Source organism: Pseudoalteromonas sp. JC3 (genome assembly GCF_030291895.1).
GTDB lineage: Bacteria > Pseudomonadota > Gammaproteobacteria > Enterobacterales > Alteromonadaceae > Pseudoalteromonas.
Map to the genome: position 1 here is coordinate 3236366 of NZ_CP127855.1, position 14665 is coordinate 3251030.

The 14665-nt window shown below is 44.4% G+C and carries 15 protein-coding genes; all 15 read left to right on the forward strand.

All coding sequences use genetic code 11. From position 1 onward, the window contains the following. Positions 1-220 precede the first annotated feature (220 nt). Positions 221-2809: a leucine--tRNA ligase gene (gene leuS / locus QSH61_RS13985; RefSeq protein ID WP_206472266.1), complete on the forward strand. Its 2589-nt coding sequence runs from the start codon at positions 221-223 to the stop codon at positions 2807-2809. Then, a complete protein-coding gene (locus QSH61_RS13990; RefSeq protein WP_010606155.1) occupies positions 2793-3305 on the forward strand; it encodes an LPS-assembly lipoprotein LptE in 513 nt (170 codons plus the stop codon). Before leuS ends, QSH61_RS13990 begins: the two co-directional genes overlap by 17 nt. Next, complete coding sequence (holA, locus tag QSH61_RS13995; RefSeq protein ID WP_206472264.1) at positions 3305-4348, forward strand: DNA polymerase III subunit delta; 1044 nt, start codon at positions 3305-3307, stop codon at positions 4346-4348. Before QSH61_RS13990 ends, holA begins: the two co-directional genes overlap by 1 nt. After that, the gene (gene nadD / locus QSH61_RS14000) at positions 4345-4980 is read left to right on the forward strand and encodes a nicotinate-nucleotide adenylyltransferase (RefSeq protein WP_206472262.1); all 636 of its coding nucleotides are present in this window, start codon (positions 4345-4347) and stop codon (positions 4978-4980) included. The genes holA and nadD overlap by 4 nt, the downstream gene beginning before the upstream one ends. A 52-nt stretch (positions 4981-5032) precedes the next feature. After that, positions 5033-5350 (forward strand): ribosome silencing factor, encoded by a 318-nt coding sequence (gene rsfS, locus QSH61_RS14005; RefSeq protein WP_088532235.1) that lies wholly within the window; start codon positions 5033-5035, stop codon positions 5348-5350. A gap of 1 nt (position 5351) precedes the next feature. Next, positions 5352-5822 carry a 23S rRNA (pseudouridine(1915)-N(3))-methyltransferase RlmH gene (gene rlmH, locus QSH61_RS14010; protein WP_010372039.1) on the forward strand — a complete coding sequence of 157 codons (471 nt, stop codon included), beginning with the start codon at positions 5352-5354 and terminating at the stop codon, positions 5820-5822. Positions 5823-5824: 2 nt separating this feature from the next. Further along, positions 5825-7693: a penicillin-binding protein 2 gene (gene mrdA / locus QSH61_RS14015; RefSeq protein WP_206472260.1), complete on the forward strand. Its 1869-nt coding sequence runs from the start codon at positions 5825-5827 to the stop codon at positions 7691-7693. Continuing rightward, positions 7690-8796: a rod shape-determining protein RodA gene (rodA, locus tag QSH61_RS14020; RefSeq protein ID WP_010606151.1), complete on the forward strand. Its 1107-nt coding sequence runs from the start codon at positions 7690-7692 to the stop codon at positions 8794-8796. The genes mrdA and rodA overlap by 4 nt, the downstream gene beginning before the upstream one ends. Then, positions 8796-9569, forward strand: coding sequence for a septal ring lytic transglycosylase RlpA family protein (locus QSH61_RS14025; protein ID WP_010606150.1), 774 nt, complete (start codon positions 8796-8798; stop codon positions 9567-9569). The genes rodA and QSH61_RS14025 overlap by 1 nt, the downstream gene beginning before the upstream one ends. Positions 9570-9610: 41 nt before the next feature. Beyond that, positions 9611-10774, forward strand: coding sequence for a serine hydrolase (locus tag QSH61_RS14030; protein ID WP_102057334.1), 1164 nt, complete (start codon positions 9611-9613; stop codon positions 10772-10774). Between the two features lie 418 nt (positions 10775-11192). Further along, positions 11193-11774 (forward strand): hypothetical protein, encoded by a 582-nt coding sequence (locus QSH61_RS14035; protein ID WP_206472258.1) that lies wholly within the window; start codon positions 11193-11195, stop codon positions 11772-11774. 158 nt (positions 11775-11932) lie between these two features. Continuing rightward, complete coding sequence (locus QSH61_RS14040; protein ID WP_206472256.1) at positions 11933-12481, forward strand: hypothetical protein; 549 nt, start codon at positions 11933-11935, stop codon at positions 12479-12481. 166 nt (positions 12482-12647) lie between these two features. After that, positions 12648-12926, forward strand: a complete 279-nt coding sequence (gene ybeD / locus QSH61_RS14045) for a DUF493 family protein YbeD (RefSeq protein WP_010606146.1) — start codon at positions 12648-12650, stop codon at positions 12924-12926. Between the two features lie 18 nt (positions 12927-12944). After that, positions 12945-13598 (forward strand): lipoyl(octanoyl) transferase LipB, encoded by a 654-nt coding sequence (gene lipB / locus QSH61_RS14050; protein WP_174169868.1) that lies wholly within the window; start codon positions 12945-12947, stop codon positions 13596-13598. Then, entirely contained in the window at positions 13595-14560 is a 966-nt protein-coding gene (gene lipA / locus QSH61_RS14055) for a lipoyl synthase (RefSeq protein ID WP_010606145.1), read from the forward strand. Before lipB ends, lipA begins: the two co-directional genes overlap by 4 nt. Positions 14561-14665 lie beyond the last annotated feature (105 nt).

Here is a 14665-nt window from a genome sequence, read left to right on the forward strand (position 1 = left end):
TTTAGCAATAGTAAGTGATAATAACTCTTACTTGCAACAGCACAAAATTTCCCCTTTTACCGCTGCAGATCTTCGCGTAGTTTATCTCCACTTCGACACCACCTTTAGTCCGCGGCAATCGACTAAAATAATTCCACTTTAGGTGCTGTGATTGCTGGCCAATTTCGGGTATGCTATCGAGCAATTTTCTATTAATTTTGCCAGATGTTTGGAAACCTAGATGCAAGAGCAATATAACCCGCAAGATATCGAAGCCAAAGTACAGTCGTACTGGGAAGAAAACAATACCTTCAAAGTTGTCGAAGACGAAAGTAAAGAGAAGTACTACTGTCTCTCAATGTTCCCATACCCAAGTGGTCGCCTCCACATGGGTCACGTACGTAACTACACCATTGGTGATGTGGTTTCTCGTTTCCAACGCCTACAAGGCAAAAACGTTATGCAACCTATGGGTTGGGATGCGTTTGGTCTTCCAGCTGAAAACGCGGCAATTAAAAATAATACCGCACCGGCGAAATGGACCTACGAAAATATCGACTACATGCGCAACCAGCTTAAGTTACTTGGTTTTGGTTACGACTGGGATCGTGAAATCGCGACTTGTCACCCTGAATATTATAAGTGGGAACAGTGGTTCTTCACTAAGCTTTACGAAAAAGGCTTAGTATACAAAAAGATGTCAACGGTAAACTGGGATCCAGTTGACCAAACGGTACTGGCAAATGAACAGGTAATTGACGGCCGTGGTTGGCGCTCTGGTGCCATTGTCGAGCAAAAAGAAATTCCACAATGGTTCATTAAGATCACCGATTATGCACAAGAGTTGCTGGATGACTTAGACAAGCTTGACCACTGGCCTGAGCAAGTTAAAACCATGCAGCGTAACTGGATTGGTCGCTCAGAAGGCGTTGAAATCGACTTTAAACGTGCCGACAACGACGAAAGCTTCACCGTATACACCACCCGCCCTGATACCTTTATGGGCGTGACTTATGTGGCAGTTGCGGCAGGTCATCCGATCGCTCAAGAAGCGGCGAAAAACAGCGAAGCAATCTCTCGCTTTGTTGAAGAGTGCAAGAACACCAAAGTTGCCGAAGCGGATATGGCAACGATGGAGAAAAAAGGCATCGCGACAGGCTTTACGGCTATCCACCCACTCACAGGACAAGAGGTGCCAATTTGGGTAGCTAACTTTGTACTGATGGATTACGGCTCAGGTGCCGTGATGGCAGTACCAGGTCACGACCAACGTGACTATGAGTTTGCAACCGCTTATGGCCTTGAGATCAAACAAGTTATTCAGCCTCTAGCCGGCGCAGAAGTAGAAGCCAATCTGGCTGAAGCAGCGTTTACCGAAAAAGGCACGCTTATCAACTCTGGCGAGTTCGATGGCCTAGACTTTGAAGGCGCCTTTAACGCCATCGCGACTAAATTAGAATCACTTGGCGTAGGTAAGCGCAAAGTAAACTTCCGTCTTCGCGATTGGGGTGTGAGCCGCCAGCGTTACTGGGGTTCGCCAATCCCAATGTTAAACAAAGAAGATGGTTCTGAGCTTGCGGCACCTGAAGACATGCTCCCTGTTCGTCTACCTGAAGACGTAGTCATGAATGGGGTAACTTCACCGATTAAAGCGGATCCAGAATGGGCAAAAGCAACAATAAATGGTGAAGCGGTATTCCACGAAACCGATACATTCGACACCTTTATGGAATCATCTTGGTACTATGCACGTTACTGTAGCCCACGCTACGATGAAGGTATGCTTGAACCAGGTGCTGCAAACTACTGGCTACCAGTAAACCAATATATTGGTGGTATTGAGCACGCTATCTTGCACTTGTTGTACTCGCGCTTCTTCCACAAGTTGCTGCGTGATTTCGGTTTAGTGAATTCTGATGAGCCATTTGAGCGTCTACTATGTCAAGGCATGGTACTTGCGGATACTTACTACCGCAAAGACGAGAAAGGCGGTGACATTTGGATCGCACCAACTGACGTATTAACTGAGACTGACGACAAAGGCCGCATCACTAAAGCGTGGCATAAAGAAGACGGCGAGCCGGTATTCTCTGCAGGCATGAGCAAAATGTCTAAGTCGAAGAACAATGGTATTGACCCGCAAACGGTTATCAAGCAATACGGCGCTGACACCGTTCGCTTATTCATGATGTTTACGGCTCCACCAGAACAAACGCTTGAATGGTCTGACTCAGGCGTTGAAGGTGCGCACCGTTTCCTTCGTCGTATTTGGAAATACGCGGTTGACGTAAAGCAAGCAGGTACTGCCGAGCTTGATTTAAGCAAACTAAATGCAGCGCAAAAGACGCTACGTCGCGACATCCACAAAGCCATTGCAAAGGTGACAGACGATATCGAACGTCGTCAAACGTTCAACACGGCAATTGCGGCGGTGATGGAGCTTTCAAATAAGCTTATCAAAGCGCCACTGAGCGATGAGCAGGACATTGCACTAGCCAACGAAGCACTAGAAGCCATGGTGATCATGCTTGCACCTATCACACCGCACATGTGTCACGAGCTATGGGCTGAGCTTGGCAAAGCTGGCGATATCCTTGATGCGGCATGGCCTGTTATCGACCAAAGCGCACTAGTTGAAGATGAAAAGCTTATCGTTGTACAAGTCAACGGCAAGCTGCGCTCTAAAATCACCGTGGCGGCAGATGCAACGCAAGAACAAGTTGAAGCGATTGCATTTAGCGAAGAAAACGTCACTAAGTTTACTGACGGCAAGACCATCCGTAAGGTGATCTATGTTCCTGGTAAGCTACTTAATGTGGTTGCAAACTAAGATGCGTAGCCTATTTTGGCACACCAGCAAGCTAGCAGTTTTGCTAGCTTGCTTCTTCGTGGCGAGCTGCGGTTTTCACCTCAAGCAAGCCTCTTACCTTCCTGACGATCTAAAAGAAATCACCTTAAGCGGTGACGACAAGCGTTCAGCCTTGTTTGAACAGCTACAGTCCGATCTTCAGCGCGCTCAGGTATCCCTTACACCAAAAAATACCAAACAAGCTGCTGAGTTGTACTTGTACAATGACTCACTTGAACGTCAAACACTCAGTTTGTTCAAAAATGGTCAGGTTGCTCAGTATGAACTGGCGTATCGCGTGTCGTACCGATTGAGTCGTCCGGGCCAAGAACCCGTTAAACAAATGTTCGAGCTGTATCGTAACTATCAGGACGACCCAGACAACGCGCTAGCAAAGGCAAAAGAGCTTGAGCTGATCCTAACCGAGATGCGCCGTCTTGCAAGCCAACGTATTATTCGAGAGTTGTCGCAACTGTAATGCGTTGTTATGCCAATCAACTCTCCAATTACCTAAGTAAAGGGCTTGCCCCTTTTTATCTGGTCTTTGGTGAAGAACCCTTTCAGCAAGGCGAATGTGTACTTGCCATACGAACCGCAGCCAAGCAGCAAGGCTTTGACGAAGTCATTAAATTTGCTCTACTTCCGGGATTTGACTGGCAAGAGCTCAGTGCACAGTACAACAGTATGTCTTTGTTCAGTGCACGTACGCTCATCGAGTTCGACTTTAACGAGCAAAAAGTTCCTACCCAAGGTGTTGCGGTTTTAAAGTCTTTGGCCGAACAGGTCAATCCAGATGTCGTTGTTATTTTTAAAGGGCTGGGCGCGGGTCAAGACATTCAACGAACCGCTTGGTTCAAAGCATTAGAGCCTAAAGGCCTGTTCGTCCCTTGCTATGCGTTAACGGGCCGTCATCTTGAGCGCTGGTTTGATGATGAATGTAAGCGGCTGAAGCTGTCTGTGTCACCACAAGGCAAGCGCGCCCTCCTCGTCGCCACAGAAGGCAACTTGCTTGCAACGCATCAGGAGCTCGAAAAGCTCTCCTTACTATTTGGTAAAAACCCGATTGATGAACAGCAATTGCTGAGCGGCTTATTAAATCAATCTAAGTTCGATATTTTTGATTTAAATACCGGATTGCTAAGTGGCAACCCTAAACAAATCATCAAAGTATTGAATAAGCTCGCCAGCGATAATGTAGAGCCCGCGAGTATTCTCTGGACCTTGCAAAACCAAGCACGCACCCTACTGGGTGTTAAAACCTTGTGGCAAACAGGCACTACGCTTGCGGATGCCTATAAAAAGCATAATGTCTGGAAAAATCAGCAAACCATTACGCAACAAGCGTTAGACAGATTAACGCTAGAGCAGATGAAACAGTTGCTCTGTATGATGGCAGACTTTGATACCGCATATAAAGAAGCAAGGCTCACTGCGCCATATCAAGCTCTAGCACACATCGCGCTGGCCTTTGCCACCCCCATCGCAATGCCGTTACCAATTAGCCAGAGTGAGCATGTATGATTGCTTTGTTTGGTGGTACTTTCGATCCTCCGCATTTAGGCCATTTAAATATGGCGATGCGCTGCGTCGACGAGCTAAGTCTGGCTGAGTTAAAGTTTTTACCTTGTGCCATACCGGTTCATAAACAAAAGCCCAGCATCAGTGACGAGCATCGCCTAGCGATGCTTGCAAATTTGCTAGCAGGGCAACAAAAGCTGGTTATTGATAGACGTGAGCTTGACCGACAAGGACCTTCTTACAGCCTGCTAACACTGCAAGAGCTGCGTAACGAATATCAGGATCAGCCGATTTTATTTTTAATGGGTATGGACTCATTTAATAGCCTGCACACTTGGTATCAATGGCAAGAAATCACAAAGCTGTGTCATCTGGTGGTGTATCAACGCCCAAAAGAACATTGCTCACCAGATGCTAAAGTCTCGGCTTATTTAGCCAAAGCACGCACAGATAACTTAAATAAGCTCCAAACCACCAAGGCTGGACATTGCTATTTCCTTCACGGTGAGCAAAAAGACATTGCATCGAGTACAATAAGAGCTGCAATTGCACAGCGAGATAAAGAATATTTGGAACATTGGCTGCCCGCTTCTGTCATAGATTATATAAATAGCCATGGCTTGTATGCTGATTAACCCCATAAAGCATGTTAAAATTGCCGATTATTTGAAATACAGAGACAAAAACTTGGATTCACAACAGTTATTAGATTTCGCGCTAGACAAAGTAGATGATATGAAAGCGCGTGATATTGTAAAGCTCGACGTTCGCGAAACTTCTTCAATCACCGATTACTTAGTGATCTGTACAGGCACCTCAAAACGCCATGTACAATCAATTGCCGATCATGTCGCAAAAGAAGCTCGTCATGCTGGAGAAACACCGATTGGCCAAGAAGGTCAAGACATCGGAGAGTGGGTATTGGTTGATTTGGGTGACGTTGTTGTACACGTGATGCAAGACCAAACCCGCGACTTTTATGACTTAGAAAAGCTGTGGGGCTGATGTGAAGATCCAACTCATTGCAGTAGGTACCAAAATGCCGAAGTGGGTTGAAACTGGCTTCACTGAATATCAAAGACGCTTTCCCAAAGATATGCCACTGGAGTTAATTGAAATTAGCGCTGGCAAACGGGGGAAAAACGCAGATATTAAACGCATTTTGCAACAAGAAGGTGAAAAAACCTTAGCCGCTATTCCAAAAGGCAATCGGATCGTAACCTTAGAAGTGACTGGCAAGCCATGGGATACACACCAACTTGCGAGCAATATGGAAAAGTGGCAGCTGGACGGTCGCGATGTTAGCTTACTGATTGGCGGCCCTGAAGGGCTTGCACCAGAATGTATTGCTGCGGCTGAACAAAAATGGTCATTATCAAACTTAACCCTACCCCACCCTTTGGTGCGTATAGTGGTTGCCGAGAGCTTGTATCGTGGCTGGAGTTTAAATAACAATCACCCTTACCACAGAGAATAATAATGATAAAAAAACGGCCGACGATTAGGGATCATTCTGCCGAGGCTAACCTCTTTGCGAGACGGGCCTTTGTCGGCTTTGTTTTTGTCGTTATTATTGTTGGGATCTTGTTTCACAATGTCTACAAACTTCAGGTGACTGAGCACGAGACCTATCGTACCCGCTCCAACGATAACCGTATAAAAGTCATACCGGTCGCCCCTAATCGTGGTCTGATTTACGACCGCAATGGTGTCTTGCTCGCCGAAAACCGCCCTGTTTACAACCTTGAAGTGATCCCAGAAGATGTTGAAGATCTCGAAGCTTCATTAGCTGCGGTACGTCAACTCATCAAGATTTCTGAGCAAGAAGTAGAAGATTTCAAAAAGGAAATCAAGCATAACCGCCGCTTCAAAAGTCAAGTACTAAAGGGCCGCTTGAATGAAGAAGAAGTCGCAATTTTGTCGGTTAACCAACACCGTTTGCCAGGCTTTAGCGTTGAAGCTCGATTGTCCCGTTATTATCCTTATGGCGATACCCTCACACACGCTCTAGGCTATGTCGCAAAGCTCAATAAAGAGGAACTCTTTGACTTAGAGCTAGAAGGCAAGGACACGAACTATCGTGCCACCCATGATATCGGTAAGCTCGGCGTCGAGAAGTTTTATGAAGAACAGCTACACGGCATTGTTGGCTCTCGTCGCGTCGAGGTGAATAATCGCGGTCGTATCATTCGCACATTAAGCATGGAAACGCCACAACCAGGTAAAGACTTGGTGCTAACGCTTGATATCGGCTTGCAACAAATCGTCCAGCATGTGCTAAAAGACACCCGAGGCGCGATCATCGTTATGGATCCACGCGACGGAGGAATTTTAGCGCTCTATTCTAACCCAAGTTACGACCCGAATCTGTTCGTTCACGGGATCAGCGGCAAAGATTACCGAGCCTTGCTCAACCCAGACAGACCGCTTATCAACCGTGCAACTCAAGGCCGTTATGCACCTGCTTCCACGGTGAAACCCCATCTCGCTGTGCTTGCGCTGGAAGAAGGTGTTGTCACCGAAACAACCAAAATTTGGGATCCTGGCTTTTTTCAAATTCCCAATGTAAAACATAAATGGCGTGACTGGCGTCCTTGGGGTCATGAGCATGTTGATGTGTATAAGGCTATTGAGCAGTCTTGTGATACCTATTTTTACGAAACCGCATATAAACTCGGCATAACTAAAATTAGCGACTTTATGAACCAGTTTGGCTTTGGTGAGCTTTCGGGTATCGATATTCATGAAGAAACCTCCGCCATTTTGCCATCCGTTGAATGGAAAAGAGAACGTTTTAAAGAGTCGTGGTATCCAGGAGATACGATTTCTGTTGGGATAGGACAAGGCTACTGGACTGCCACTCCAATGCAAATAGCGAACTCGCTGAGCATTTTGGTCAATAAAGGCATACACCGCCAGCCGCACTTAGTACAAATATCTAAGCAAGACACTGAAGTAGAACAATTATTTACGGAAGAAAAACCACCCGTTGTGTTGAAAAATCCTTATCACTGGGATATCGCATTAAAAGCCATGCACAACACAGTAAAAATAGGTACCGCGAAAAGCGCATTTAAGGGCGTGACCTATGACCACGCAGGTAAAACAGGCACCGCACAAGTTGTCAGCATTGCTCAGGGCGAAAGGTACGATGCCAAAAAGCTAAAAGAAAAACACAGAGACAATGGTATCTACGTAGGTTTTGCACCTTTTGATGACCCTCAAATTGTTATCACTGTGGTTGTCGAAAACCAAGGTGGTGGTAGTGCTATCGCAGCGCCAATGGCAAGACAAGTGATGGATTATTACTTTTCAGCCTACCCGCTTGAGAAGGAGCAACAGCAATGAGCCCGCTGAATAAGCCGCGTTCGCTATTTGAAAAAGTCCATATCGACCTACCATTATTTGCAGCCTTGCTCACTATGATGATTGGTAGCCTTGCGATTGTTTATAGTGCTAGTGGACAAGATATGGGCATGATGATGCGCCACGGCACACGCATGTTTGGTGCATTAGTTGCCATGCTATTTATGGCGCAGTTTTCCCCTAATACACTTAAGCGTGTGGCAATTCCCGTTTACCTTTTAGGGCTTGGTATGCTCGTCGCCGTGCTGTTTTTTGGAGTCAGTAGTAAAGGGGCTCAGCGCTGGCTCGACTTAGGTGTTACCCGCTTTCAACCTTCTGAAATAATGAAGCTAGCAGTGCCTATGACGGTCGCTTGGTTTATTGGCCGCTCTCACTTACCTCCTAGTATTTTGAATTTAACAATCGGCTTTGTGATTGTGTTAGTGCCAACTATCCTGATCAAAGAGCAACCTGACTTGGGTACTTCTATCTTAATCGCCAGCTCTGGTATTTTTGCACTTTTTTTAGCTGGGTTAAGTTGGCGTTTAATCGGCTCTGGTTTATTACTTGCGGTCCCCGGTGGCTATGCGTTTTGGCATTACGGAATGCATGCCTATCAAAAGCAACGTGTTCTGACCTTTTTAGATCCAGAAAGCGACCCGCTGGGCTCTGGTTACCATATTATCCAATCGAAAATTGCGATAGGCTCCGGTGGCGTGGAGGGCAAAGGTTGGCTACATGGAACACAATCTCAATTAGAGTTTTTACCCGAACGCCATACCGACTTTATCTTCTCGGTGTTGAGCGAAGAATTTGGCTTGTTGGGTGTCACCATTTTACTCAGCTTGTATCTTTTTATAATTGGTCGCGGATTGTATATCGCGGTGCAAGCACAAGACGCTTTCAGTAAACTGCTTGCAGGAGCACTGACGTTGACCTTCTTCGTCTATGTCTTTGTAAATATCGGAATGGTTTCTGGTCTCTTGCCAGTAGTCGGTGTACCTCTGCCCCTAATTAGCTATGGTGGCACATCGATGGTGACCTTAATGGCCGGTTTTGGCATTATTATGGCAATCGCAACAGATAAGAGGATGTTGTTAAAATAATGACAGTTCGTATTACCCTAATTTCAAAACTGGTTTTAGTATTTGCCCTGTTAAGCGTGCTCAGCGCTTGTGGAAGCCGCTATCATATTCGCCATGATAAAGCGCCACTGCGCGAACCTACCGAACTGGAAATGCAAGATGCCATTGTCACCAATGAGAAAAAGAGCGTGAGTGCCAATCGCCCCTACACTGTTCTTGGTAAACGTTACACACCAATCTCAGACGAACATGGGTATCAACAACAAGGCATTGCCTCGTGGTATGGCCGTAAATTCCATGGCTACCACACCTCCAATGGTGAAATTTTTAATATGTTCGATATGACAGCGGCACATAAAACGCTGCCACTCCCTAGCTTTGCTAAAGTAACAAACTTAGACAACGGACGCTCTGCTATCGTTAGAATTAACGACCGAGGTCCATTCCACGACGATAGATTAATCGACCTGTCTTACGCTGCCGCCTACAAGCTAGGCTATCACCTTCAGGGTACAGCGCGCGTTAAGGTCGAAGCCATTACTCTATCGCGCGAGTCTCCAAGGCTAACCTATGTACAAGTTGCTGCTGGCAGTAAACTTGAGAACATACAGTTATTAGCAGGTCAGTTAAAACAAGAATTGGGGTTAGGTACACCCATCACGTTTGAAAACAACCTGTACAAGCTTAGAGTCGGCCCAATTACCGACGACAATCAAGCACAATCTTTACTAAAAACCTTACAACAAGGTCAATTTAGTCGTGCTTTCTTGCTTTACAGTGAGCAGGAACTTTAGAATAACCGCAATGAATGCCGATAAACAAAAAAGCGAGCATAATGACTTCTATCAAACCAAAAATCGTTAAAAAAGTCCTTGGACTGGTGTGCACTTTCTCTATTATGAGTGCCAGTGCACAAATTATTCCTTCACCGCCGCAAATCAATGCGAAAGGCTATTTCCTTGTAGATTTCACAACAGGAAAGGTGATTGCAGAGGGTGAAGCCGATACTAAGCTAGCGCCTGCAAGTTTAACCAAAATGATGACCAGTTATGTTATTGGTACTGAAATCGCGGCAGGTAACATTAGTCCATCTGATCAGGTCACCATTAGTGAAAAAGCATGGGCTAAGAATTTTCCCGGTTCGTCGGTGATGTTTATCGAAGTCGGTAAGCAGGTCAGTGTCGATGACTTAAACCACGGGATCATTATTCAATCTGGCAATGATGCTTGTGTTGCAATGGCCGAGCACATTGCTGGTAGCGAAAGTGCGTTTGCCGATCTGATGAATGCACATGCTGAAAAGCTAGGCATGACGAATAGTCACTTTATCAATAGCCATGGCCTAGACACCGATGAGCATTACACCACTCCAAGAGACATGGCGACTCTAGGTGCCGCACTTATTCGTGATGTACCTGACGAATACGCTTTATACAAGAAAAAGTCTTTTTCATACAATGGTATAAAGCAATATAACCGTAACTCACTACTTTGGGATGCAAGCCTTGAAGTGGACGGCATTAAAACCGGCCACACCTCAGATGCCGGCTACAGCCTTGTTACTTCAGCGGTTAAAGATGATATGCGTCTTGTTGCAGTCGTCATGGGTACTGAGAGTGAGCGAGCACGTAAAGTTGAAAGCAAAAAGTTGCTTAACTACGGCTTCCGTTTCTTTGAAACCATTACTCCTTACCAAGCCGGTGACGCTTTTGCCGATCAGCGCGTATGGATGGGTAACAAAGAAACCGTATCGCTTGGCATTATGGAAGACACGCCAATCACTATTCCACGTGGTCAAAGCAAGAACTTAAAGGCTAACTTTGAGTTAGATAAAACACTCGAAGCGCCGCTAGCAAAAGGTACTAAAGTTGGTACTTTGTTCTTACAGCTTGAAGGTGAAGACGTAGCACAATACCCGCTGGTTACGCTTGAAGAGATCCAAGAAGGTGGATTCTTTAGCAAGATCTACGACTACCTACGTTTACAGATCTCGCAGTAATTCCTTATCTGATAGGCCAGCCGAGACAAACTGGTTGGCTTATCTTTCCTATAAAGCTTATTTATTTCCCTTCACTTTCCTGACATTCATACTTTCTAATCTAGCCCCCTTTTCAACATACCACACGGCTGAAAACTCACTTTAAGTTTACAATTTAAAAACAATTTGTAATAATCAATTTCGGGTACAAACTCGAATTATAAATAAAAGGATATTTAAGTGATGATGGCGACAATCGCGGTAATAATGATGAAGTGTAGAAACTCCTTGTGACTGTGGAAATAATGACAGCGGTCCCAGTAGCTCTTCGGAGATTTTTGTTCAGCAGAGTATCCTGACTTGTACCGGTGATGACTGTTATGAATGAGAAGAAGTAGAGAGATGTTAATCTAAGAGGTGATACACAAAAGGCTTTCCTATGAACTACATAGATCATATATACCTAAAACCAGGCTTACCAGTAGCCAAGTTGACTATTGCAGTATTACTGCTTTTCTCTGCTATTTTATACAAGTCAAGCCTACTTTTATATATTGGTTTTTATATGGCGCTAATTGTACCTACTTGGGATTTATTATCCGTAGTGGCAAAAGAACAAGGAGCTTGTGCAAAAGTTATGCTCATAACTTACTGTAAACAGCACTGGATACAGTTGCTACTTATGCTAGCGTTTGCTTGTATAGGTATTGCCGGGCTGCACCTTGAATACCTACTACTTACACTTTTTAATATTGCATTCGCTATGTTATTAGCAGCCCATGTTATAAGAATTGTGTATAAAATAAGAAAAATGTCCGCTATTGACGCGATAAAGGAGAGGTTAAAAACCAAGTCGAGGTTTATTCTTTCTGTTAACCTGGTACTCATTATTGTTATGTGCGCCACACCTTTTCTATCTATACCCGTAGGAGCGTTGGCTGCTAATTATATGGTTATTTTTAGCTGCTACATGCAGTACTTAAACCATATCATTAGTGAGGATATTTTTGAAACTGATTAAACTAGTTTAGAGTTCTCGCACTAGCCTATTTAGATAAACAGCGCAAATATCGAATGTAATCATCTTTTCTTTATAAGGTTTTTACCTCTGACAAGCATTAAATTAATTTATATAAAACAAAACAATAGAATCAAATGGAAAAATAAAAGGATAAATTAATGACTTTCATTGAACAAATAAAGTCCACTCCATTTTATATCTACATTAGCACAATAGCTTACCTTACCTGCCTTGCGTTAAGCTACCATTTAAAGATGCCAGAATTTTCATATATTGGATTTTATTTAATACTCTATTCCATGCTCTATGAGTTAAATTCTTTAATAAAAAATAGCGATACTAGCTTAGAATCAAGTCACAACTTTGGACACTTGAGATATTTATTTGCTTTCGTAGTAATATTGCTTGGTCTTATTGCTTTTCCACTTCGCCCTGTGTTCGTTACAGTAATCAATTTTATGGTGATTGCCGCTATCATCTATCAATTAATACTCGTTTTAAATACTAAGTTCTTACAATCTAAAGAAAATATTATTAATAGTTTTAAACGAAAAAAAACAGGAATTTTACTGCTACTATTCGTAATGACGGTATTGCAATTTTTCTTTGATGATCTAACCTTTGCTAACAATAGTCATTTTTTTCTTCTCATTCTCACCTCAGAAGTTTTCGATGATTGTAAGGGTTTAATCTCTAACACTCACTAAGCTCTATACGGCTTAGCAAAAACGTCCTGCGTATGGACGTTTTTTTTTGTCTTAAAAATGATAGAATGCGGCCAATAAATGACGACCTTGGAAACTCAAGGCTTGAAAGAGTCCCTAAGTGACCAAATAAAGGCGTCAGCAAGTAGTTCGTTGTGAGGATACCGTCGTGGTAAAACCAGTTAAAAATACTAAGTTTGATGAATACTTAGAATTTCCTTGCCCATTTACATTCAAAATTATGGGCCTAGCAAATGTCAATTTGACGGATCAGATCCTAGCCAAACTGCAGGTTATTGCACCTGGTGATTATGCACCAAAGGTTAAACCAAGCAGTAAAGGCACCTATGAAGCCGTATCTCTAGTCGTTACAGTAACCAGCAAAGAGCATATCGAGCAGATTTATACCGAGATCGGTGGCATCGAAGACGTCCGCTACATCCTGTAGTTGGTAAGGACCCTAGTTATGGAATCTCGTAAGTTAATTGTGCGCCAACTTGGCCTTTGTCGTTACGAACCAATTTGGCACAAAATGCAATCTTTTACCGACGAGCGTGATGACACCACAGCGGATGAAATCTGGCTGGTGGAACATGAGCCTGTTTTTACGCAAGGTCAAGCAGGTAAAGAAGAGCATGTTTTGGCGCCAGGTGACATTCCCGTCGTAAAAGTGGATCGCGGCGGTCAAGTTACCTATCACGGTCCTGGGCAACAAATGCTTTATGTGCTGCTCAACTTACGACGATTGAAAATAGGGGTACGTGAGCTCGTCACTTGGCTAGAAGAAAGCATTATCGACTCCCTAAAAGAATATGGGATAGAGGCTTATGCTAAAGCCGATGCACCAGGTGTATACGTCAACGATAGCAAGATAGCATCTCTTGGACTTAGAGTCCGTCGTGGCTGCTCATTTCATGGGCTCGCACTCAACGTCAATATGGATCTTGGTCCATTTTTACGAATAAACCCTTGTGGTTACGCGGGCATGAATATGGTGCAAAGTAGCGAAATTAATGGACCTCAAACCGTCGCTGATGCGGGGGCCGGTCTGGTAAAACACATGCTAAAACGCATTAATGCTGAGCATGTCGAATACACTGAAGGGTTTGAAAACGTATGAGTAAACCAGTCAAAATGGAGCCTGGGGTAAAGCTCCGCGATGCTGAAAAAATGGCATTGATCCCAGTAAAAGTCATGCCAACAGAACGCGAAGAAATGCTGAGAAAGCCTGAGTGGTTAAAGATCCGTTTGCCAAAATCAAGTGAACGTATCGATGGCATTAAACAAGCAATGCGTAAGCACGGCTTACACTCTGTTTGTGAAGAGGCGTCATGCCCTAACCTTTCTGAGTGCTTTAATCACGGTACAGCAACCTTTATGATTTTAGGTGCAATTTGTACTCGCCGCTGTCCATTCTGCGATGTGGCTCATGGTCGTCCACTAAAACCTGACGCCCAAGAGCCTGAAAAGCTAGCGCTCACTATCAAAGACATGAAGTTAAGCTACGTTGTTATTACCTCTGTTGACCGTGATGATTTACGCGACGGTGGTGCACAACATTTTGCTGACTGTATTCGTGAGATCCGTAAGCATAACCCAGGTATTACAATCGAAATTCTTGTGCCTGATTTCCGCGGCCGTATGGACAGAGCACTTGAAATTTTGAGTGAAACACCACCGGATGTATTCAACCACAACCTTGAAACTGCACCGAGACTTTACAAGCTAGCGCGTCCAGGTGCCGACTATAAGTGGTCACTCGAATTGCTACGCCGTTTTAAAGAAGCGCATCCAGAGGTAAGAACTAAGTCTGGCTTAATGGTTGGACTGGGCGAAGAAATCTCTGAAATTGAAGAAGTCTTAAGAGACTTGCGCGAGCATAACGTAGATATGCTTACGGTAGGCCAGTACCTACAACCTTCAAAGCACCACTTACCGGTAAAGCGCTACGTGCCACCGGCAGAGTTTGATGGGCTAAAAGAGTATGCCGACGAAATAGGCTTTAGCCACGCAGCTTGCGGACCATTTGTACGCTCTAGCTACCATGCAGATCAGCAAGCCGCCGGTAAAGAAGTAAAATAACTGCTGCTCCTGAACTTAAGTTCAAGTAAAACGTATATTGCTCCTAGCCGTAAGTAGGAGCAATATCCATGCAATTTCCACTCTCCCCCTACGCATTTTTGTAAA

Coding starts and splice junctions, on each gene's coding strand:
- QSH61_RS14040 (WP_206472256.1), top strand. CDS start 11,933: ATGACTTTCATTGAACAAATAAAGTCCACTCCATTTTATATCTACATT.
- QSH61_RS13990 (WP_010606155.1), top strand. CDS start 2,793: ATGTGGTTGCAAACTAAGATGCGTAGCCTATTTTGGCACACCAGCAAG.
- lipA (WP_010606145.1), top strand. CDS start 13,595: ATGAGTAAACCAGTCAAAATGGAGCCTGGGGTAAAGCTCCGCGATGCT.
- mrdA (WP_206472260.1), top strand. CDS start 5,825: ATGATAAAAAAACGGCCGACGATTAGGGATCATTCTGCCGAGGCTAAC.
- nadD (WP_206472262.1), top strand. CDS start 4,345: ATGATTGCTTTGTTTGGTGGTACTTTCGATCCTCCGCATTTAGGCCAT.
- lipB (WP_174169868.1), top strand. CDS start 12,945: ATGGAATCTCGTAAGTTAATTGTGCGCCAACTTGGCCTTTGTCGTTAC.
- rodA (WP_010606151.1), top strand. CDS start 7,690: ATGAGCCCGCTGAATAAGCCGCGTTCGCTATTTGAAAAAGTCCATATC.
- QSH61_RS14030 (WP_102057334.1), top strand. CDS start 9,611: ATGACTTCTATCAAACCAAAAATCGTTAAAAAAGTCCTTGGACTGGTG.
- QSH61_RS14025 (WP_010606150.1), top strand. CDS start 8,796: ATGACAGTTCGTATTACCCTAATTTCAAAACTGGTTTTAGTATTTGCC.
- QSH61_RS14035 (WP_206472258.1), top strand. CDS start 11,193: ATGAACTACATAGATCATATATACCTAAAACCAGGCTTACCAGTAGCC.
- holA (WP_206472264.1), top strand. CDS start 3,305: ATGCGTTGTTATGCCAATCAACTCTCCAATTACCTAAGTAAAGGGCTT.
- leuS (WP_206472266.1), top strand. CDS start 221: ATGCAAGAGCAATATAACCCGCAAGATATCGAAGCCAAAGTACAGTCG.